Below are 20,189 nucleotides of genomic sequence, written 5' to 3'. Positions count from 1 at the left end.
ACCTAACAAAGATAGACAAACAGCCTTTAACTTGATAAGATAGTTGTCCCCATCATCAGCTTTTTAAGAATCCATAAAGGAAGCCGAAAAAACTATCAGAAAATGTACATAAAATTTGTAAATTCAACTTATGACTACAAAACAATACACTGCAGAAATTTTACAATACATCCCGGTTTTTTATATTATTTGGTCAGATGACCTTTTGTCCGCCTCAGAAATCAACGTGGTAGAAAAGGCAATAGCCAATGATGATTCTTTGAATTCAGCCGATAAAAAGCAATTATATAAATGGTTAGATGTAACCAACCCACCAAAAGATTCCTTGTTTAAATCATGGAAACAACTTATAACCAAAAGCGGTATTAAATTAGTGGAACATGAAACATATCCATTAACCGTATTAAGTCAAAAAATAACGGCGCATTATTTTAAGGATATTGATTTCAACGAACAAATTAAGCATATAGAAATCAACCTGGGAATACAGCCCAACCATTACAACCATCTATTTGAGGTACAGATCGATGTCAGTAAAAATCTTTCCCAATATGATGCTACCAAAATAGACCGGATATTAAAAGGAAAACATGCCGAAGTCATTGATCAGTTTAGATCGGTTTTAAAGGACCCTTTATTTGATTGGGAAATACATCGGGACAAAGAAACTTTTAGAGATCATGTATTGAACCAAGTACAGTTTTTAGCAGATAAAGGATATGGTGCAATGGCCTACCCCAAAGCCTATGGTGGTACGGATAATATGGAGGGCTACGCAACGATATTTGAAAACATGATGTATGTGGACGGAAGTTTAACCATTAAGTTCGGTGTACAATTTGGATTATTTGGGGGGAGCATACAAAAGTTGGGAACCAAAAAACACCATGACAAGTATTTAACCAAAACCGGAAAAGCGGAACTATTAGGCTGCTTTGCCATGACAGAAACAGGACATGGATCAAATGTGCGGGGCATTAAAACTACAGCTACCTATGACAAAGCTACCGAAACCTTCATCATACATACCCGGGAAAAAATGATAATAAGGAATATATTGGTAATGCACTCCACTCAAAAATGGCATCGGTTTTTGCCCAATTGATCGTAGATGGAAAAAATGAAGGCGTCCATGCCATTTTGGTTCCATTAAGAAATGAAAAACATGAACTTTTACCAGGCATTCGTGTAGAGGACAATGGTTATAAGTTAGGTCTAAACGGGGTTGACAATGGTAAGATTTGGTTTAACCAAGTCTCCGTACCAAAGGTCAACCTTTTAAATAAATATGGTACCATACTGGCCAATGGCAGCTATTACTCCGAAATTAAAAATCCCAACAAACGCTTTTTTACCATGTTGGGCACCTTGGTCGGTGGCCGAATTTGCGTTGCTAGAGCTGGCTTGGGCGGTGCAAAATTTGCGCTGACCGTGGCCATAAAACATGCGTTAAAACGTAGACAGTTTAACGATAGCGTCAAAGTACAGGAAGATCTATTAATGGATTACCCATCACATCAATTACGATTGACCCCTCTTGTGGCAAGTGCCTACGTATACCATGTAACCCTTGACCATATGATGGCGCTTTATTGTGACGATAGCCAAGAGGATAAAAGACAAGTTGAAACACAAGTGGCAGGGTTAAAATCCATTATAACATGGTATGCCAATGATACCATCCAGGAATGCAGGGAAGCTTGTGGAGGAAAGGGGTATCTTTTGGAAAATAGAATTGCCGACTTAAAAGGCGATGTGGACATATTTACCACTTTTGAAGGCGACAACAATGTATTGCTGCAATTAGCGGCCAAGGGCGTATTGTCCGACTTTAAAGCAGAATTTAACAGTGCAGGCTTTTCATCCGTCCTTAAAATTTTAAGTAGTCAGTTAAGCGATAAACTTGCCACTATAAATCCGTTATACACCAATAAGGTAGACAAGGATCATTTATATAATCCTAAATTTCATGTCCATGCTTTTGAGCATAGGACACGAAGACTAACCTACACTTTGGCCATGAGAATTCGCAGTTATATAAAAAAAGGCATGCCTTCATATCAAGCCTTTCTAAAAGTACAGACCCATTTAATGAAGCTTGGAAAAGCATATAGTGTAGAATTGGCCTATAAATCATTTATAGCACATAATACCCATCTTGAGGATTCAGCTTATAAGCCCCTATTTGAAAAGTTAGGAACGTTGTATGCCTTAAACGAAATACGAAACGATGCCTCTTGGTATCTGGAACAGGGGTATTTAGGAAGCAACAAAAGTAAAGCCATTAGACAACGGGTAGAAAGGCTATGTACGGAATTGAGACCCCACTTAAATGAACTGGTAGATGGTTTTGGTATACCTGAGCATTGTTTAACGGCGCCTATAGCTAATTAGCTATACAAGTACTAACTCGATTTTATACAAAAGTTTAAATAAATTAACTAAGGCATTAAAAATAATTGTAATGTTTTATTCCTTTATTTTCCAACACTCTTTATGAAATATCCTGTAATAACCCTACTAGTTTTATTAATGCCAATATTCCATCATGCTCAAAATAAAATATTACACATTGAATATGATTATTTTTTTAAAGATTACTTCCCCGAAATTAGGCACTTAGATTTAGCCAGCAACAACAAAGAGTCCTTATCAACTATCACAAAAACAATAATGTACAGGGCGTATGGGGCAATTGAAGCAAGTCCTAAAACTACATATGAATCTATTTTCAAAACACGTGATTCAATAATTTCCAAAGATATAGAAGTACAGGCCAAAGAGTATTTTATAAAAGAGCCATCTCCACAATTTAATTGGCAACTAACGGGCCGAACAAAAACCATATTAGATCAATTATGTCAAGAGGCCACTACTTCCTTTAGGGGGCGCAACTATATTGCCTATTTCAGCTCTAAAATTCCTTTTAGGGCCGCCCCCTTAAAATTTGATGGCCTTCCCGGTGTAGTACTGGCCCTATACACAGATGATAATAAAATAGCCATAGACGCCAAAAGTATAGCCATTAAAAATTTTAACGGGCCTATTGCCTATCCTTTTACAGAAGGTAGCGAAACAATTACTTGGGAAATTTTTGTAGAAAAATATAAACAATCCTGGGAAAAGCACAAGAACAAAGTTGGTAGTCAAATACAATCCATAGGAAGCTCCAGTACTATGACCATGGGGATACCAAAGGTAAGTCCCGGCCTAAGAATGGAAATTATCGTTGAAGGAAATTAAGGTCAATGACCCTCCAATAATTTGGTTTTACAAATATGGTGAAATTAAGAAATTATATTACCATCACATTTTTTTCATTGTTTTGGGTTTTTTAATAGAATGAAGGGTTTGTTATATTATTTTTAAATTATGAAACATATATTTTTAATTTTTTTTATTAGCTTTCAAACCCTTTCTTTGTTAGGACAAAACAAGGTCCTTCATATCGAATATGATTATTTTTTTAAAGATTACTATCCTGAAATAAGACTTTTAGAATTAGTCAGCAACAATAACGAGTCCTTATCAACTATCACAAGAACAATAATGCTCAAGAAGTATGGTGAAATTGAGGCAAGTCCTAAATCCTTTTATCACTCCTATTATAAAACCAAGGATTCTATTACTTCCCAAGAAAAATTAGACGCATTAGAACACCTTGTAAAGGAATCACTCCCTAAGTTTAATTGGCACCTAACGGGCCAAACAAAAACCATATTAGATCAATTATGTCAAGAGGCTACTACTTCCTTTAGGGGGCGTAATTATATTGCTTATTTTAATTCTAAAATTCCTTTTAGGGCCGCCCCCTTAAAATTTAATGGCTTGCCCGGTGTAGTACTGGCCCTATACACAGATGATAATAAAATAGCTATAGAAGCCAAAAGTATAGCCATTAAAAATTTTAACGGGCCTATTGCCTATCCTTTTACAGAAGGTAACGAAACAATTACTTGGGAAACTTTTGTTGAAAAATATAAACAATCCTGGGAAAAGCATAAGAATAAAGTTGGTAGTCAAATACAATCCATAGGAAGCTCCAGTTCTATGACCATGGGGATACCAAAGGTAAGTCCCGACCTAAGAATGGAAGTTATCGTTGAAGGAAATTAAGGTCAATGACCCTCCAATAATTTGGTTTTACAAATATGGTGAAATTAAGGAATTATCTTACCATCACATTTTTTTCATTGTTTTTAAGTATTGCCTTAGGACAAAAGGAAATTATGGTATCAGGTACGGTTACAAATGACCTTAATGAGCCAATACCCAATATAGATGTCTTATTAAAAACAAATGATAGCTTAAGTCTGATTGTTGCATTCGCCATTACAGATGATTTTGGGAGATTTAAAATAATACATCAAACCAATAGAAAAAGTCTTCTTCTAGTAACTTCATCCTTAGTTCATGAAACCTTGACCAAAAAGATTGTCATTGATAAAAACGCTCTTAAAATTATTGAAAATTTTAAACTGAAAAATAGGGTTGAGGAACTTGAAGAAGTTGAAATTAGGGCGGCACCTAGAGTCATCGTAAAAAATGATACTACTATCTTTAATTTGGAAAAATTAACGGATGGTACGGAACGTGTGGTAGAAGAAATTCTACAAAAGCTACCTGGAGTAGTCATTGATAGTAGAGGCAGATTACAATTTAAGGGTAAAAATGTTAGCAATGTACTTCTTGATGGAGACAATTTATTCAATGGCAACTATACGGTAGGCACAAAAAGAATCAATGCAAGCCATATTAAAGGTATTGAAGCCATTGAAAATTTTGAAGAGAATTCCTTGTTGCAAGGTTTAAGCGAAAATGATATCGTCGCATTAAATTTAAAGTTTGGAAAAGGCGTATCACTTTCTGGAGATGCAGAAGCTTCTTATGCCAATGGAAATAGATTTTCTCTAAATACAACTGTCATTACTGTTTCCAAACCGTTGAAAGCATTTGGCATTGCTTCGTTTAATTCCATCGGTAATGATTTGGAAAATTCAAATTTTGACGCTACCGAATTTATAGATAAACTACGGGAGCAACACTCCAATGGGTTGGATGCCCCTAGCTACGTAGGGGACAATTCTAATTTATTCCCAGAAAACAATAGTATTTCAAACAATGAATATTTTGGTAGTATAAACCTATTACCAAAAATATCGGACACCGAAACCCTACGCCTTAATATTGATGCCCTTGCTGATCGATCTCTTGAACAAAGGAGTCAACTCACTTTAATTGGAAATGGTGAGAATGACACCATACGGATAGAGGAAAGAAATAGTAATTTAATTAAACCTAACTACTTTAATTCAAGTATTTATTTTCAAAAATTTGCTTCTTCATCAAAATCTTGGACCACTACTATTAAATTTTCCAAACTTAGGAATGAAAGACAATTATTAGGTATACGTAATGAACAGCAACAAGGCGAAAACACTATTTTCAATGATGTGTTCGTTTCCAATAATTCTACATATACGCTAAGAATTGACGACACAAAAGCATTAAAATTAGAAGGTCTTATGGCATACAGTGAAAAACCAGAATATCTAACCCTTTTTTCTGGAATAGATTTTAACACCTACTCTCCCATTTTGGGAGAAAGTAATAATCAAAGCTCATTCTCTAGAAAACAGCAAGTGCGATTGATCAGTAATTATTACCAAAAAATTAGCGAAAATGACAAGTTCAATTTAAAACTTAAAACTACCTATTTTAAAAATACCTTGAGGAGCACGTTATCCAATACGGAAGGAAATACCGCATTTGAAAACGATATAGATTATGAGGTGTTGGTTCCGGAAATTTCCGCTGAATATTTTTTAAAACTTTCAAATTTTAGTTTTAGACCAAGTATAAAATTAAAGTTATTTACCTACAATTATAACGATGCCACATTATCAAGAAATCATAATAATTCAAAAGGACTGATGGACGCCTACGTGAGATTTAATTACCATTTCGATAAAAGAAATAGTATTTCAACCCGTTTGGAATATTTGAACGAGATTCCTAATGAAGAAAACCTCTATACCAATTTCATTTTACGTTCAAATAGAAGACTAGTAACGAATGAACTCAACTTTGAAAACCTTCGTTCAAGTTCGGCCAGTATATATTACAACTATAATAATTTAATAAAAGATACCAATCTTAGTTTAGGGTTTAGATACAATAAAAACAACAATACCTATCTCATAACAAATACTATCAATAGCTATGTAAATGTTATTACGAACATTGGGTTCAACAATAGTTCAGTAGATAGAATTTGGAGTTTTAATTTTAGTAAGTATATAAATCCATTACGCTCCACTATTCGCTTTAACTCCAGTTACAATAATTCTAATTATGTGAATATTGTAAATGATTCGGAATTGCGTTTTAATACCATGGAATCCCTCAATACACATTTAGCTATTGGTACCTCCTTTATTGGAAAATTTCTATTTGGAAATAACCTAACCTATACAAAAACAGATTTTTCAAACTTTGTTGATGAAGGATTTAGTAACCAAGGAATCATTAATAAATTTAATGTAACCTATGTTCCCAAATCTAATCTAAGGATTGTAAATAATTTAAACTACACGGTTCCAAATCTAGATAATGGAAGTAACAATACCTTAACACTAAATAGTTCTATATTACTGGAAAATAAGAAAAAAACAATTTCATATACTTTAGAGGGCAGAAATTTACTCAATCAAAGTTTTATAGGCAATGTGAGTAATAATGACTTTTCTACAACAATAATAGCTGAATCATTATTTGATAGACTTATATTATTAACGATAAATTTTAAATATTAAGACTATCTCCCGCATTATAATTTATTTGATTGATACACAAATTAGTTTCTTTCCTTTTCCAATTTAGAAGTATCTAAAAAATCTATAATATCAATTTTGGCATCACCGTAAAGTTTGGTTTTAGAGGAACCTTTTGCACTCAGTTTAAAAGTGTTCAATGCACGTATTTGTGCATCTGGAGAATCTTCGGTTGATAAGTGAACTTCACCTGCTTGTAAATCAGAGGCCTTCAATGAACTATTTCCGTATAGTTTTGCATTTAACACGTCTGCCGTTCCCTCTATCTTGGCAGAAGCATTTTTATACATGTATAGGGCATTATTTACACCTGTGGTGTACAATTTAACATCAATACGGTCTTTTAAGGTAAGGTTCAAGGAATCACTCGCTATATTAAAATCACCGGAACTAATTTCCTCCATTGTAATATCTACCACATCTGCCGTTGCATTTAATTCTAACCTAGATGTACCCGAAGTAAGGACATGAAGCTCATCTGTTGATATTACGTCTTTCATACTTATTTTTCCATTTAGCATTTTCACAGCGGATAACTCACTAAAAAATACTGTGATCTCCAATTTCTTTTTGGAAGTAATATTATAGAAAGAAGAGATTTTCAACACCCCATTATCAACATCAAACTTTAAAACGTCCACTAAATTATCATCAATTTCCAAGGAATATCCTTCTTGTGATGATTTTTGGAGTACAATATCCAAATCATCTACCAACTCTATTGCTGTGTAAGATGGTAAGTCCTCACGTAATTCAATGACGTTCTTATTTCCTTTTATTTTGGGTTTTCTTTGTGCAAAAATTTGTACCCCAACTAGGAGTACCAACAAAACCACTACCTTTTTCATAATCAATTGTGTTTATTTATAAGGGAAGATATTGAATTTTATGTAACCAAAAAATTACTTGGCAAAATCTTAAATAGAAAAAAGCCCAACTAAGATTAGTTGGGCTTTTTATTCAATCATGTTTTTTTAATGATTTAATTCTTCCTCATCTTGTTGAAGAGGTATATGCTGAGGAACGTAATCTTGCCCAGGCAAAATATATTCACCATTTTCATCTACCTTACTATAATCATAGGCCCATCTGTGTACTTCAGGAATTGGTCCATCCCAGTTACCATGTACATGCTTCTGTTCCGCTGTCCACTCCAATGTATTGGATTTCCATGGGTTCTTAGGTCCAATTTTACCATAGAACATACTGTAGATAAAATTACCTACGAAGACAAGTTGCGCTGCACCCGCCGTAATAGCAAACACGGTCATTAATACTTGTATATCGGCCAATTCATCAAACATTGGGAAAGCTGTATTCTCGTAGTACCTTCTTGGCACACCTGCCATACCTACAAAGTGCATTGGAAAAAATACACCGTACGCACAAATAGCGGTTACCCAAAAGTGAACATAACCCAAGTTCTTGTTCATTAACCTACCTTCAAACATTTTAGGGAACCAATGGTAAACACCCGCAAACAAACCGTATAGCGCAGAAATACCCATCACCAAATGGAAGTGAGCCACTACAAAGTACGTATCATGTACGTTGATATCCAAAGTACTGTCTCCAAGTATAATTCCTGTAAGACCTCCGGTAATAAAAGTTGACACCAAGCCAATGGAAAATAACATGGCAGGGTTCATTTGAAGGTTACCTTTCCATAACGTAGTGATATAATTAAACGACTTTACTGCAGATGGTATCGCAATCAACAATGTCGTAAAGGTAAATACAGAACCTAAAAACGGATTCATACCTGAAATAAACATGTGGTGACCCCATACGATGGTCGAAAGGAATGCAATAGCAAGTATAGAAGCAACCATGGCACGATACCCAAAAATAGGCTTACGCGCATTTGTGGACATTACTTCTGAGGTGATACCCAAGGCAGGTAATAAAACGATGTATACCTCTGGGTGACCCAGGAACCAGAATAAATGCTCAAACAAAACCGGTGATCCACCTTGATAATGTAATACTTCTCCTTGTATAAATATATCCGAAAGGAAAAATGAAGTTCCAAAACCTCTATCCATAATCAGCAATAAAGCTGCTGACAATAACACTGGGAAAGAAATTACACCAATTATTGCTGTTACAAAAAATGCCCAAATGGTCAATGGAAGTCTGGTCATTGACATTCCTTTAGTCCTCAAATTAATAACCGTAACGATATAATTTAATGACCCCAATAATGAAGATGCAATAAATATGGCCATTGAGGACAACCAAAGTGTCATACCTAACCCAGAACCGGCCTGTGCGGACGGCAAGGCACTTAAAGGCGGATAAATTGTCCACCCTGCAGCTGCAGGTCCTGCTTCAACGAATAAAGATATTACCATGATTACACATGAAACGAAGAACAGCCAGAACGATACCATGTTCAAGAACCCTGAAGCCATATCCCTAGCTCCAATCTGTAAGGGTATCAACAAATTACTGAACGTACCACTTAAACCAGCGGTAAGTACAAAGAATACCATTATGGTACCATGCATTGTCACCAAAGCCAAATAAACATCTGCATCCATAACTCCTTCTGGAGCCCACTTACCTAAAAGTGCCTCAAAAATTGGAAATGACTCACCAGGCCAAGCCAATTGCATTCTAAACATCAAGGACATGGCAATACCAATAAAGCCCATGATAAGGACCCCAGTAATAAGGTACTGTTTTGCGATCATCTTGTGATCCATACTAAAGATGTACTTTGTTACAAAAGTTTCTTTATGATGATGTCCGTGATCTTCGTGTACGTGACCATCTACATGTGCTGTTGCTGACATAATCGTAATCTTAGTTTTATTAATTTTCTTATTATAGCTTAATTATTATAGACAAAGGGATAACCTTTAATCTACCGATGCCGTTTCTACTACATTAAATGCAGGATTGGTATCGTCTTTCATTACCGTTTCGGCAAAAGTGGACTGACTCTCCATCCATGCATTATATTCCTCTTCCGTCTCTACAATAATCTTCATTTGCATATTGTAATGGGATTTACCACAAATCTTATTACAAAGCAATACATAATCAAATTGCCATGGGTCTAAAGTTTCCTCGCCACCGGCAGACTTTTCTGCCCTAATCTTGTTGGTTCTCTTCACCTTGGACATTACCTCAGGATTAACCCTCATTTCTTCCGTTGTATAGATAGGTGTAAATGAGAACTCGGTAATCATACCGGCACACAGTTCATTTGAGCTCTAAAATGTGGCATATAAGCTGAATGCAATACATCTTGTGAACGCATTTTAAAGTTAACCTTTCTACCAACTGGTAAATGAAGTTCCTTAACGATAACATCGTCATGTGCGTAGGTATCACTTTCGTCCAATCCTAAAACGTTAGCCTTATCAATATCGATCATCCTTACGTTGGCACCACCAAGAACATTGTCGGCCCCACCATATCTAGCCGTCCAATTAAATTGTTGGGCGTAAAGCTCAACGATCAGAGGGTCATCCTCATCATTGACATCCATAATTGATGTCCAAGTATATAATCCCCAAAGAATTAAACCTGCCAAAACAATTACCGGAATAATAGTCCAAATAAACTCTAACCGATCGTTATCCGCATAAAACAAAGCCTTTTGACCTTCTCGCCCTCTGTACTTATAGCCAAAATAGTGTAATAGGGCTTGGGTAATGGTCTGTACGATAAAAATAATAATGAAGGATACAAGCATTAAATAATCATACTCTTCACCATGAGCAGAAGCCGCCTCTGGCAATAAAAACTTACTATACTTCCAGAAGCTAAATATTGTTATTCCATAAATGAAAATCAAAAAGCCGAATAACATGTAGCCATTATTCTTATTGTCGCTATCCGTAGCAATTTGAGTTTGTGCAGTTTTGAGCTGTGATAATTCAAATATCTTAGTCAACTGCCAAATGGCAATCGCTACAAGTACAAGAACAGCTAAAGTCAATAATGTCGTCATTGTGTATATAAATATTATACTTTACTTATCTATTAATAATGAAAGTGCTTACTTTCCTCAATAAAAGGGTTTCGTTTTGGTTGTAAAGGCGCAGTGGCCAAAGCCCTGAACACCCAAAAAATAAACAATCCGGCAAAGAACAGAACAGATCCAATTTCTGGAATTCCAATAAACCATTGATCACCAACGGTTGAAGGCATAATGGCATTAAAAATATCCATATAATGTCCACCCAAAATTACAATACCAGTTAGAACTACGAACCAACTTATTCTTTTATAATCACTGTTCATCAATAATAGAACAGGAAACAAAAAGTTCATAGCGATCATACCAAAAAATGGCAATTTATAATCCGAAATACGGGTTACGTAGTAAGTTACCTCTTCTGGAATATTGGAATACCAAATCAACATAAATTGTGAAAACCATAAATACGTCCAAAATACACTGATACCGAACATAAATTTTGCCAAATCATGGATATGGCTGTCATTTACATCTGGCAAAAGACCTTTGGACTTTAAATAGATGGTAACCATGGCAATGACCGTAATACCTGATACGAACATACTTGCAAATATATACCACCCAAACAATGTACTGAACCAATGTGGCTCAACGCTCATTATCCAATCCCAGGACATAATTGATTCGGAAATCAAATAAAACACCAAGAAAGCGGCAGATATTCTAAAATTTAACTTGAAATTGGAATTGTCATCAGATTGATCTTGAGCTAACGATAATTTTCTAGAATATTCTCTATAACCAATCCAACCCGCTAAAAATATAGCTGCTCTAATCAAAAAGAAAGTAGGATTTAAATATCCAGATTTACCTTGTAATAACGCATCGTGTGCAACTATATCAGCGTCCATCCATATGAATAGATGATTCATATGAAGAACAGATAATAATAAAATTACGAATACAATAATTCCACCAGGAACCAAGTATGCGGTAATACCTTCCATTACTCTAAATAACAATGGAGACCAACCTGCTTGAGCTGCACGCTGTATAGCATAAAATGCCAATACACCTAATGATATCATCATGAAAAAGAATGCAGCAACATATAACGCCGCCCAAGGTCTATTTTTTAATTGATCCAATAAATGCTGGTCATGTGAAGCATCATGTTCTTCACCATGACCTTCTGCAACAGCATGTTCATTAGTTGTACCGCCATGGGAAGCTTCCACAGCATGGGAGTCCCCATGACCGTCATCATGACTTGCTACCATTTCTTTCGCCTCTTCGATACTTCCGGGAGCCATTACGAATCCCCCAACAATTCCTAACGCACCAACGATCATTAGAATAATGGAAGCTATTTTAAGTCTATTTGAAAACGTATACATAGTATTGTTTACCTATTATTTGGTTAAATCTTGTTTCAATTGCATTACATATTCAGATACTTGCCACATTTCCTCAGTATTCATTTGAGAAGCATATGACCCCATTGAGTTCAATCCATAATGAATTGTATAATAGGTAGTACCAACGGTAACGTTTCTTACTGGATCTGCATAACTAGGAACACCCAATATTTTCTCTCTTTTTACCAAAGTACCTTGTCCGTCACCCTTATCTCCATGACAGATAGCACAATAAATGGTATATAATTGATCACCTTTAGCCAGGTTTTCATCCGTATTTAAGGAATCTAATGGGCTGGACTGTAATCTAGCCAACTCCTTACCCTCTGGTGAATTCTCAATCTCATATGGCAACCATCCACGGTTTACCGTGTTTGCAGGTGGCACCAAAGCTTCCGCTTGATTTGGTAAAAAATCTGCCTCTCCATAGGTTTCATATCCTACAGATTCATACATATTGGGCATATACTGGTAATTCCTAACACTTTTATCATGACAAGAAGTTGCCAATATGACCAACGCCAATACTAATATTACACTCTTAAAACTGTTCATATTTAATGACTGTTTTTTTCTGATATATTGATTTCAACAGCACCGGTCTGCATCAATAAATCTTTTAGTTCTTGCTCATTATCATGGATTTCAATTTCCATTAGAAAGTGATCATCCGTAGTTCTAACATCTGGGTTTTCCGCTTCCTTAAAAGGCCACAATCTACTTCTTAGATAAAACGTGATTACCATTAAGTGTGCTGCAAAAAACACCGTTAATTCAAACATAATAGGCACAAAAGCCGGCATGTTCTCTATATAGCTAAAACTAGGTTTACCTCCAATATCTTGAGGCCAGTCTTCTATCATGATATAATTCATCATAAGAACGGCAACCGTTAAACCTACACATCCGTATAAAAAGGAAGTGATAGCTATTCTTGTAGGCGCCAAGCCCATTGCTTTATCCAGTCCGTGTACCGGAAAAGGACAATATACCTCTTCAATATGATGTTTGGCTGCCTTAACCTTCTTAACGGCATGCATTAAAACATCATCATCGTCGTAAAAAGCATGTATAACTTTAGATGCCATATTTATCTTTTGTTATTTAATAAAATTGCTGCTTGTCCTGCCCAATCATCACGTTGTGCCCTTCCTGGGAAAGATCCTGTAATAGAGTCCAATAGATCGTACTCACGTTCGGTCATTCTAGCTACTTGAGCAAACGTATATATTCCTATTTCGTTTAAAGTGGCTTCCATTTGCGGACCAATACCTTTCACTTTTTTAAGATCATCTGGCTGCTCCCTGGTTGCATCAAACGTACCTACCGCACTTAATAGATCAGAAACCCCGACCTTATCCCCAACAGCCGGTACCACCTCGCCCATAAGAACATTATCCGTAATTGGCTCTTCTATCTCTCTCTTCATAGGTGTAATCGTATATAACGGTTTCCCCGCATCCCTTAAGGTTTTATACTTTTCCCCAGACGATTTCAGGATAGACTTTACTTCTGCCTGTGCAATTACAGGGAAGGTTCTAGAATATAACAAGAACAATACAAAGAAGAACCCTATGGTACCAATGAATATACCGATATCCACAAACGTTGGAGAGAACATTGTCCATGAAGATGGCAAATAATCCCTATGTAATGATGTTACAATTATTACGAACCTTTCGAACCACATACCTATGTTAACTACAATAGATATGAAGAATGAGAACATAATACTGGTTCTTAATTTTTTAAACCACATGAACTGCGGAGAGAATACGTTACAAGTCATCATTGACCAATACGCCCACCAATAAGGTCCTGTTGCCCTGTTCAAGAATGCATATTGCTCATATTCCACACCAGAATACCACGCCATGAACAACTCGGTAATATAGGCACAACCTACAATAGAACCGGTTAACATGATTACGATATTCATTAATTCTATATGCTGAATAGTTATGTAATTTTCCAAATGACATACTTTCCTCATTATAATCAACAAGGTATTTACCATTGCAAACCCAGAGAAAATCGCACCCGCAACAAAGTAAGGCGGGAAAATCGTGGTATGCCAACCAGGTATTACAGATGTAGCAAAGTCAAATGATACAATAGTATGTACGGATAATACCAGAGGAGTTGCTAGACCGGCCAAGACCAATGAAACCTCTTCAAATCGTTGCCAATCTTTTGCACGACCGCTCCATCCAAAACTTAATAGACTATATATTTTCTTCTGAAAAGGCAAAACAGCCCTATCACGTATCATTGCAAAATCTGGAAGTAAACCTGTCCACCAGAAAACCAATGACACGGATAAATAAGTCGAGATCGCAAAAACGTCCCAAAGTAAAGGGGAGTTAAAGTTTACCCAAAGAGATCCAAATTGGTTTGGAATTGGAAGTACCCAGTAAGCCAACCAAGGGCGACCCATGTGAATAATTGGGAACAAACCTGCTTGTACTACCGAGAAAATCGTCATTGCCTCTGCAGAACGGTTAATGGCCATTCTCCATTTTTGACGGAACAACAACAGTACCGCAGAAATTAGGGTTCCGGCATGACCAATACCAACCCACCATACGAAGTTGGTGATATCCCAAGCCCAGTTTACCGTTTTGTTAAGTCCCCATGTACCGATACCGGTAGAGACCGTATAAATTATACAACCTACTCCCCACAAAAATGCCACTAGGGCAATAGAGAATACTATCCACCAATGCTTATTTGCTCTTCCCTCTACGGGAGCAGCAATATCCACTGTTACATCGTGGTAGCCTTTGTTTCCAATTACTAGGGGTTTTCGTATAGGAGCTTCGTAATGCGACGCCATAGACTTTTGTTATAATTACTTTCTAGTATTTTTTTTATGCTTCGTTGGTATTTCTAACCTTAACATGATAGAAAACGTTTGGCTGGGTACCTATATGCTCCAGTAAGTGGTACATACGGTCACTTTCTTTCAATTCCGCCACTTTACTTTCCTTGTCGTTAATGTCACCGAATACTATAGCACCATTACTACATGCGGAAGAACAGGCTGTTTGAAATTCTCCATCCTTGATTACACGACCATCTCTCTTGGCATCCAAAATTGTTTTTTGTGTTTTCTGAATACACATTGAACATTTCTCGATAACACCTCTAGATCGAACGTTTACATCTGGGTTCAATACCATTTTACCCAAATCATTGTTCATATGGAAGTCGAACTCATCATTGTTATTGTAAAGGAACCAGTTGAACCTTCGCACTTTATAAGGACAGTTGTTTGCACAATATCTTGTACCCACACATCTGTTATATGCCATTTGATTCTGACCTTGTCTACCGTGTGATGTTGCCGCCACGGGACATACTGTCTCACATGGAGCATGGTTACAATGTTGACACATTACAGGTTGAAAAGCAACCTGAGGATTAGCGGAAGGATCTTCCAATTCACCAAAACCACCCAACGAACCTTTTTCACCACTTAAGCCATCAAATTCGTCCTTTTTGATATTATCCTGCTCAAATGTTTCTTCAGAGGAATAATACCTATCAATACGCAACCAGTGCATATCCCTTGACTTTCTTACTTCAGCTTTACCAACAACAGGTACATTATTCTCTGCATGACATGCAATAACACAAGATCCACAACCGGTACATGCATTCAAATCTATTGACATATTAAAATGGTGGCCAATAGTACGGTCAAAGCTGTCCCAAAGATCTACTGACGTTGCAGGAACCTCTTGGTGGTCTAAAGAAACCACAGGAACTTCGTTCCATTCCGCATGATCTTTGGTATTGAATATTTCTAAGGTAGTTTCCTTTATAATATCCCCTCTACCCATAAGGGTTTTATGCAATTGAATACAGGCAAACTCATGATTACCGGCTACTTTCTCCACACTAACGGTTTGATGTGCATTAAAGCCGTCATATAGCGCAAAGGCGTTGACACCGGTCTTCATTTCCTCTTTTAAACCTACAGTTTTACCATAACCAAAAGAAAGACCTACCGTACCCTTAGCCTGCCCTGGCTGAACGACCACAGGGACCTTATCCAAACTAACGCCATTAACGGTAAGCTTAACATAGTTACCATCCATTCCGCCATTAGCAACATTTACATTTTCTACGCCCAACTCAACGGCATCAGCTTTTGAAATTGTAACATAATTATCCCAAGACACCCTTGTAATTGGATCAGGAAACTCTTGCAACCAAGGATTACTTGCCTGCTGGCCATCACCCATACCTACTTTTGAATACAATGTAAGCTCCATACCGTCACCGGTAGTATTTGCAAGACTACGTACGGCGGTAGAAATTGAAGATGTATTGGAAACAACGGCATTACCACCGATCAATGTATTAGATTGAGACTCATCATTGTCGGTAACCTCACCATTTCCAATGAAAATACCATCTTGTAACGCTTGGTTCCAGTTAGCACCATTTAAAATAGACAAGGACCATGTTTCCTTAATATACTCGTAATAGGTTTGCTCACTACCTAATAGCTCTAATAGAACCGATTGAAATTGCTTGGTATCAAACAATTCCTTAATAGTAGGTTGCATTAAACTAAAATGACCTTTTTTAATTTCTATATCACCCCAAGACTCCAAGTAATGGTTAGATGCAGCAACATATTGTACGGCCTCCGCGGTTTCGTTCCAATTGGAAGTAAACATAACGGAAAGATCAACTTTCTCTAAACCTTCTTTAAAATCCGCAGCATTAGGCAGTGAATATAATGGATTTATACCATCCATAATCAATGCTCCGACCCTACCGGATTTCATATCGGAAATCAAAGAATTCAAGGCCTTAACACTACCTTGCCTTATGTATTTTGGAGCAGTAGCATCAAAAGCTTTACTACTCAACATTTCATTTATTGCCAGTACTACAGCCTGGGCATTAACATCATCCAAACCTGTAACCACAACAGCATTGGAACCCGCTTTTTTAATTTCCGTAGCCAGACTATCTACGGCAGCATCATATTCAGATGTATTGCCTCCAACATTGGTACCGTTCAACTTACCATACAATTTGGCAAGAACAATTTTTTGAGCACTTGGTTTCAAAGGAATACGCTTATCCGCATTTGCACCCGTCAAGGACATATTGGCCTCTAATTGCACGTGACGAGACATTTTACCCTTTTTGGGTACACGCCCTCTAGAATAACCTGCATCATATCCTCCACCTTGCCAATCCGCAATGAAATCAGCACCAAAAGAAACAATCAATTCCGCTTTTTCAAAGTCATAATCAGCCAAAGCACGTTCTCCGTATCTAGCCTCAAAAGCGGTCAATGCAGCATCTTCAGATATTGCATCATATACTATATGCTCAATATTCCCATTAGAAGCCTGTAACTCAGCAATAAGTCGATCAGTTGAAGGACTAGCATATGTTTGCGTCAGCAAAGCAATCTTCTTTGAAGAACCATTTAAAGCTCCCAATTTGGATTTTAATGTTGCCGTTAGCACATTCCATTCTACAGCTTCCCCATTTGCCATTGGCCCTTGCAATCTTGTACTGTCATATAAAGAAAGTACAGATGCCTGTATTCTTGCATTTGCAGCACCACCAACCTTGGCCAAGGTATTATTCTCCACCTTAATGGGTCTACCTTCACGAGTTTTTATCAAAATACTTGCAAAGTCAAAACCATTGGCAATAGTGGTAGCATAATAATTTGCCACACCAGGAACAATGTTCTCCGGAAGAACAACGTAAGGTATTGATTTCGTAACCGGACCCTCACATGCAGCCAATGAAGCTGCAGCTGTACTAAAACCGACATATTTCAAGAAATCCCTACGGTTTGTATTCGTTGTAGCTAAAGTTTCCTTATCGCCCAAGAATTCATCAACCGGAATCTGCTCTACAAACTCGTTCTGTTTAAGCGCCTCAACAATGGAATCATCAGGATTTAACTCCGCTTCGTTTTTCCAATATTTTTTGTTTGATGCCATACGTATTATCTGTAATTAGCTTCTTTAAATTATTATTAATAGTGACACTTTCCACATTCCAGACCGCCCAACTGTGCAGCCGTTAAATTATCAACCCCATATTTCTTGGAAAGTTCAGCATGGATTTTCTCATAGTATTCGTTTCCTTCGACCTTTACATTGGTCTCTCTATGACAATCAATACACCAACCCATTGTCAACGAAGAATATTGATACATAATTTCCATTTCCTCAACCGGTCCGTGACAAGTTTGACATTCTACCCCGGCAACAGAAACATGTTGAGAGTGGTTGAAGTATGCAAAATCTGGCAAGTTGTGTATGCGCACCCACTCTACAGGCTGGCTCTCACCAGTGTATTTTTGGTTAGTTTCATCCCAACCAACAGCCTTATACAATTTCTTTATTTCCCCGGTATAAAACTCGTTCGTGTAGCCGTTTTCCAAATCTTCTTGCGAAGGTCCTTCTGGATTGCCCGTATATTCATAAATAGATTTATGACAATTCATACATACATTCAAGGAAGGAATACCGGAATGTTTTGACACCCTAGCGGAAGAGTGGCAATATTTACACTCTATTTTATTGTCACCTGCATGTATTTTATGCGAGTAATGTATAGGTTGAATTGGAGCATACCCCTGATCAACACCAACTTGCATCATCCAACCATAAGCAAAATATGCACTCCCCAACAACAATAATATTGCGGTCACCAATACCAAAAATTGGTTTTTGGCAAAAGCCTTCCATAATGGCAAACCTTTCTCCGCTTTTTCCTTTTCAACGATTACCCCATTGGCTTGGGCAATTCTTTGCAAGGTCTTGTTCACCAACAATAACATCACAACCAATAACCCGAAAACCAGTACTAATGCACCCAATATAATTTCATTGGACACTCCTCCAGCCTGAGTAGCTGTACCAGAAGCCCCATCACTTGCCCCAGCCGCGGCGGCAGGTGCTGAAGGAGGAGGTGCGGCAGTATAGGCCAGTATATTATCAATATCCTCATTGGTCAACGTAGGAAAAGCAGTCATTGCCGCTTGGTTAAATTCCGCATAGACCTTATTGGCATAAGGGTCTCCGGATTTTATCATTCCCGGACTATTTTTTATCCAAGAGTACAACCACTCTTTATCCAGCCCTTCTTCTTCACTCAGCCTTGCCTCTACATTGGCCAAGGCAGGACCAGTCATTTTACGGTTTAATGCATGGCAAGCGGCACAATTCTGGTTGAACAACGCCTTGCCTTTTTTAGCATCTCCAGCATCTGCCGCGGCAACTTCACCAGAAGCATCATCTTGCGCGGTAGCAGGAACAGTATAAAACAAAAAAGCTATTAGGGTAAGTCCTAAAATTTTAGAAAACTGATTTCGGTATGGAACCTTTTTCATATATCGAATATTTCTATCGGAATCTTGGCATGATTTTGGTCATAGATGAAACCTGTTAACATCCATCAAATGCCTAAATCGGTGACAAAAATACGACATAGACTTTATTTGCAAAATGTTAATGTATTTATAATTTACAATTTAGAAATATTCTAAATAACCTTTGATTTATTTGTTTGATCCTTAATAAATTACTTTTGTGTCTATTCAAAATAAAATGATTTAATAGGTTATGAAAACACTTTATACTATAGTACTTTTGGCAGGTTTAGCTCAATTTGGCTATTCACAAGGTGCCAAGGTAAACATTCAACAAGACGAGAAAATTGACCAATTGTTGGAAATTTACAAATCTTCGTTGAGCCATAACGAATATTATAGAATTCAAGTGGGTTTTGGGGATTATGCAAAGGCCCAAAAAATAAAGGCAAATGTAGAGGAAGATTTTCCAGAATTAGTTTCTAAAATAGATTTTGACTCACCAACTTATAGAGTACGGGTAGGCCGATTTACATCTAAATTGGATGCGGAACGAAAATTTAATGAAGTACGGATAAAGTATCCGGACGCCATGCTTTTAAAACCAAAAAAATCGACCAAATAGGTCGATTTTTTTTTAT

General features: G+C 37.0%; 14 protein-coding genes and 1 pseudogene. 6 read left to right on the top strand and 9 right to left on the bottom strand.

Features of this window, described 5'->3' with window-relative positions; all coding sequences use genetic code 11:
• The first annotated feature begins 130 nt into the window (after positions 1 to 130).
• From Q2T41_RS12515 to Q2T41_RS12495, 5 genes are all read left to right on the top strand, one after another.
• Positions 131 to 1,105 (top strand): acyl-CoA dehydrogenase family protein, encoded by a 975-nt coding sequence (locus tag Q2T41_RS12515; protein WP_304436368.1) that lies wholly within the window; start codon positions 131 to 133, stop codon positions 1,103 to 1,105.
• Complete coding sequence (locus tag Q2T41_RS12510) at positions 1,081 to 2,394, top strand: acyl-CoA dehydrogenase family protein (RefSeq protein WP_304436367.1); 1,314 nt, start codon at positions 1,081 to 1,083, stop codon at positions 2,392 to 2,394. The genes Q2T41_RS12515 and Q2T41_RS12510 overlap by 25 nt, the downstream gene beginning before the upstream one ends.
• A 102-nt stretch (positions 2,395 to 2,496) precedes the next feature.
• A complete protein-coding gene (locus tag Q2T41_RS12505; protein WP_304436366.1) occupies positions 2,497 to 3,243 on the top strand; it encodes a GLPGLI family protein in 747 nt (248 codons plus the stop codon).
• A gap of 177 nt (positions 3,244 to 3,420) precedes the next feature.
• Positions 3,421 to 4,116: a GLPGLI family protein gene (locus Q2T41_RS12500; RefSeq protein ID WP_304436365.1), complete on the top strand. Its 696-nt coding sequence runs from the start codon at positions 3,421 to 3,423 to the stop codon at positions 4,114 to 4,116.
• A gap of 35 nt (positions 4,117 to 4,151) precedes the next feature.
• Positions 4,152 to 6,815 (top strand): TonB-dependent receptor, encoded by a 2,664-nt coding sequence (locus tag Q2T41_RS12495; protein WP_304436364.1) that lies wholly within the window; start codon positions 4,152 to 4,154, stop codon positions 6,813 to 6,815.
• A gap of 41 nt (positions 6,816 to 6,856) precedes the next feature.
• On the opposite strand, the gene Q2T41_RS12490 is transcribed toward Q2T41_RS12495, so the two are convergent.
• The 9 genes and pseudogenes from Q2T41_RS12490 to Q2T41_RS12450 all read right to left on the bottom strand — a co-directional run bounded on the left by Q2T41_RS12490 (position 6,857) and on the right by Q2T41_RS12450 (position 19,569).
• Positions 6,857 to 7,681, bottom strand: coding sequence for a GIN domain-containing protein (locus tag Q2T41_RS12490; protein WP_304436363.1), 825 nt, complete (start codon positions 7,679 to 7,681; stop codon positions 6,857 to 6,859).
• Between the two features lie 126 nt (positions 7,682 to 7,807).
• The gene (locus Q2T41_RS12485; RefSeq protein WP_304436362.1) at positions 7,808 to 9,631 is read right to left on the bottom strand and encodes a cytochrome c oxidase subunit I; all 1,824 of its coding nucleotides are present in this window, start codon (positions 9,629 to 9,631) and stop codon (positions 7,808 to 7,810) included.
• 66 nt (positions 9,632 to 9,697) lie between these two features.
• Positions 9,698 to 10,797: pseudogene (locus Q2T41_RS12480) on the bottom strand (cytochrome c oxidase subunit II).
• Positions 10,798 to 10,829: 32 nt separating this feature from the next.
• A complete protein-coding gene (locus Q2T41_RS12475; protein WP_304436361.1) occupies positions 10,830 to 12,164 on the bottom strand; it encodes a quinol:cytochrome C oxidoreductase in 1,335 nt (444 codons plus the stop codon).
• A 15-nt stretch (positions 12,165 to 12,179) separates the two neighbouring features.
• Entirely contained in the window at positions 12,180 to 12,740 is a 561-nt protein-coding gene (locus Q2T41_RS12470) for a c-type cytochrome (protein WP_304436360.1), read from the bottom strand.
• A gap of 2 nt (positions 12,741 to 12,742) precedes the next feature.
• On the bottom strand, positions 12,743 to 13,273 hold the full coding sequence (locus Q2T41_RS12465; RefSeq protein WP_089259334.1) for a DUF3341 domain-containing protein: 531 nt from the start codon (positions 13,271 to 13,273) through the stop codon (positions 12,743 to 12,745).
• A 2-nt stretch (positions 13,274 to 13,275) separates the two neighbouring features.
• Entirely contained in the window at positions 13,276 to 15,021 is a 1,746-nt protein-coding gene (locus Q2T41_RS12460) for a helix-hairpin-helix domain-containing protein (protein WP_089259333.1), read from the bottom strand.
• A gap of 34 nt (positions 15,022 to 15,055) precedes the next feature.
• A complete protein-coding gene (locus Q2T41_RS12455; RefSeq protein ID WP_304436359.1) occupies positions 15,056 to 18,172 on the bottom strand; it encodes a TAT-variant-translocated molybdopterin oxidoreductase in 3,117 nt (1,038 codons plus the stop codon).
• 35 nt (positions 18,173 to 18,207) lie between these two features.
• Entirely contained in the window at positions 18,208 to 19,569 is a 1,362-nt protein-coding gene (locus Q2T41_RS12450) for a c-type cytochrome (RefSeq protein ID WP_304436358.1), read from the bottom strand.
• A gap of 232 nt (positions 19,570 to 19,801) precedes the next feature.
• Here Q2T41_RS12450 and Q2T41_RS12445 point away from each other — a divergent pair, with 232 nt between their 5' ends.
• Entirely contained in the window at positions 19,802 to 20,173 is a 372-nt protein-coding gene (locus Q2T41_RS12445) for an SPOR domain-containing protein (protein WP_304436357.1), read from the top strand.
• The last annotated feature ends 16 nt before the right edge of the window (positions 20,174 to 20,189 follow it).

Source organism: Maribacter confluentis, from assembly GCF_030505015.1.
In the GTDB taxonomy this organism is placed as follows: Bacteria; Bacteroidota; Bacteroidia; order Flavobacteriales; family Flavobacteriaceae; genus Maribacter; species Maribacter sedimenticola.
Note: the sequence above shows the minus strand (reverse complement) of the source record. Positions and strands in the feature narration are given on the sequence as shown.

What these genes read in the sequence shown, in the direction of transcription:
- Q2T41_RS12515 (WP_304436368.1), top strand. Translation starts at nt 131, where the DNA reads ATGACTACAAAACAATACACTGCAGAAATTTTACAATACATCCCGGTT.
- Q2T41_RS12510 (WP_304436367.1), top strand. Translation starts at nt 1,081, where the DNA reads ATGGCATCGGTTTTTGCCCAATTGATCGTAGATGGAAAAAATGAAGGC.
- Q2T41_RS12505 (WP_304436366.1), top strand. Translation starts at nt 2,497, where the DNA reads ATGAAATATCCTGTAATAACCCTACTAGTTTTATTAATGCCAATATTC.
- Q2T41_RS12495 (WP_304436364.1), top strand. Translation starts at nt 4,152, where the DNA reads ATGGTGAAATTAAGGAATTATCTTACCATCACATTTTTTTCATTGTTT.
- Q2T41_RS12490 (WP_304436363.1), bottom strand. Translation starts at nt 7,681, where the DNA reads ATGAAAAAGGTAGTGGTTTTGTTGGTACTCCTAGTTGGGGTACAAATT.
- Q2T41_RS12485 (WP_304436362.1), bottom strand. Translation starts at nt 9,631, where the DNA reads ATGTCAGCAACAGCACATGTAGATGGTCACGTACACGAAGATCACGGA.
- Q2T41_RS12475 (WP_304436361.1), bottom strand. Translation starts at nt 12,164, where the DNA reads ATGTATACGTTTTCAAATAGACTTAAAATAGCTTCCATTATTCTAATG.
- Q2T41_RS12470 (WP_304436360.1), bottom strand. Translation starts at nt 12,740, where the DNA reads ATGAACAGTTTTAAGAGTGTAATATTAGTATTGGCGTTGGTCATATTG.
- Q2T41_RS12465 (WP_089259334.1), bottom strand. Translation starts at nt 13,273, where the DNA reads ATGGCATCTAAAGTTATACATGCTTTTTACGACGATGATGATGTTTTA.
- Q2T41_RS12460 (WP_089259333.1), bottom strand. Translation starts at nt 15,021, where the DNA reads ATGGCGTCGCATTACGAAGCTCCTATACGAAAACCCCTAGTAATTGGA.
- Q2T41_RS12455 (WP_304436359.1), bottom strand. Translation starts at nt 18,172, where the DNA reads ATGGCATCAAACAAAAAATATTGGAAAAACGAAGCGGAGTTAAATCCT.
- Q2T41_RS12450 (WP_304436358.1), bottom strand. Translation starts at nt 19,569, where the DNA reads ATGAAAAAGGTTCCATACCGAAATCAGTTTTCTAAAATTTTAGGACTT.
- Q2T41_RS12445 (WP_304436357.1), top strand. Translation starts at nt 19,802, where the DNA reads ATGAAAACACTTTATACTATAGTACTTTTGGCAGGTTTAGCTCAATTT.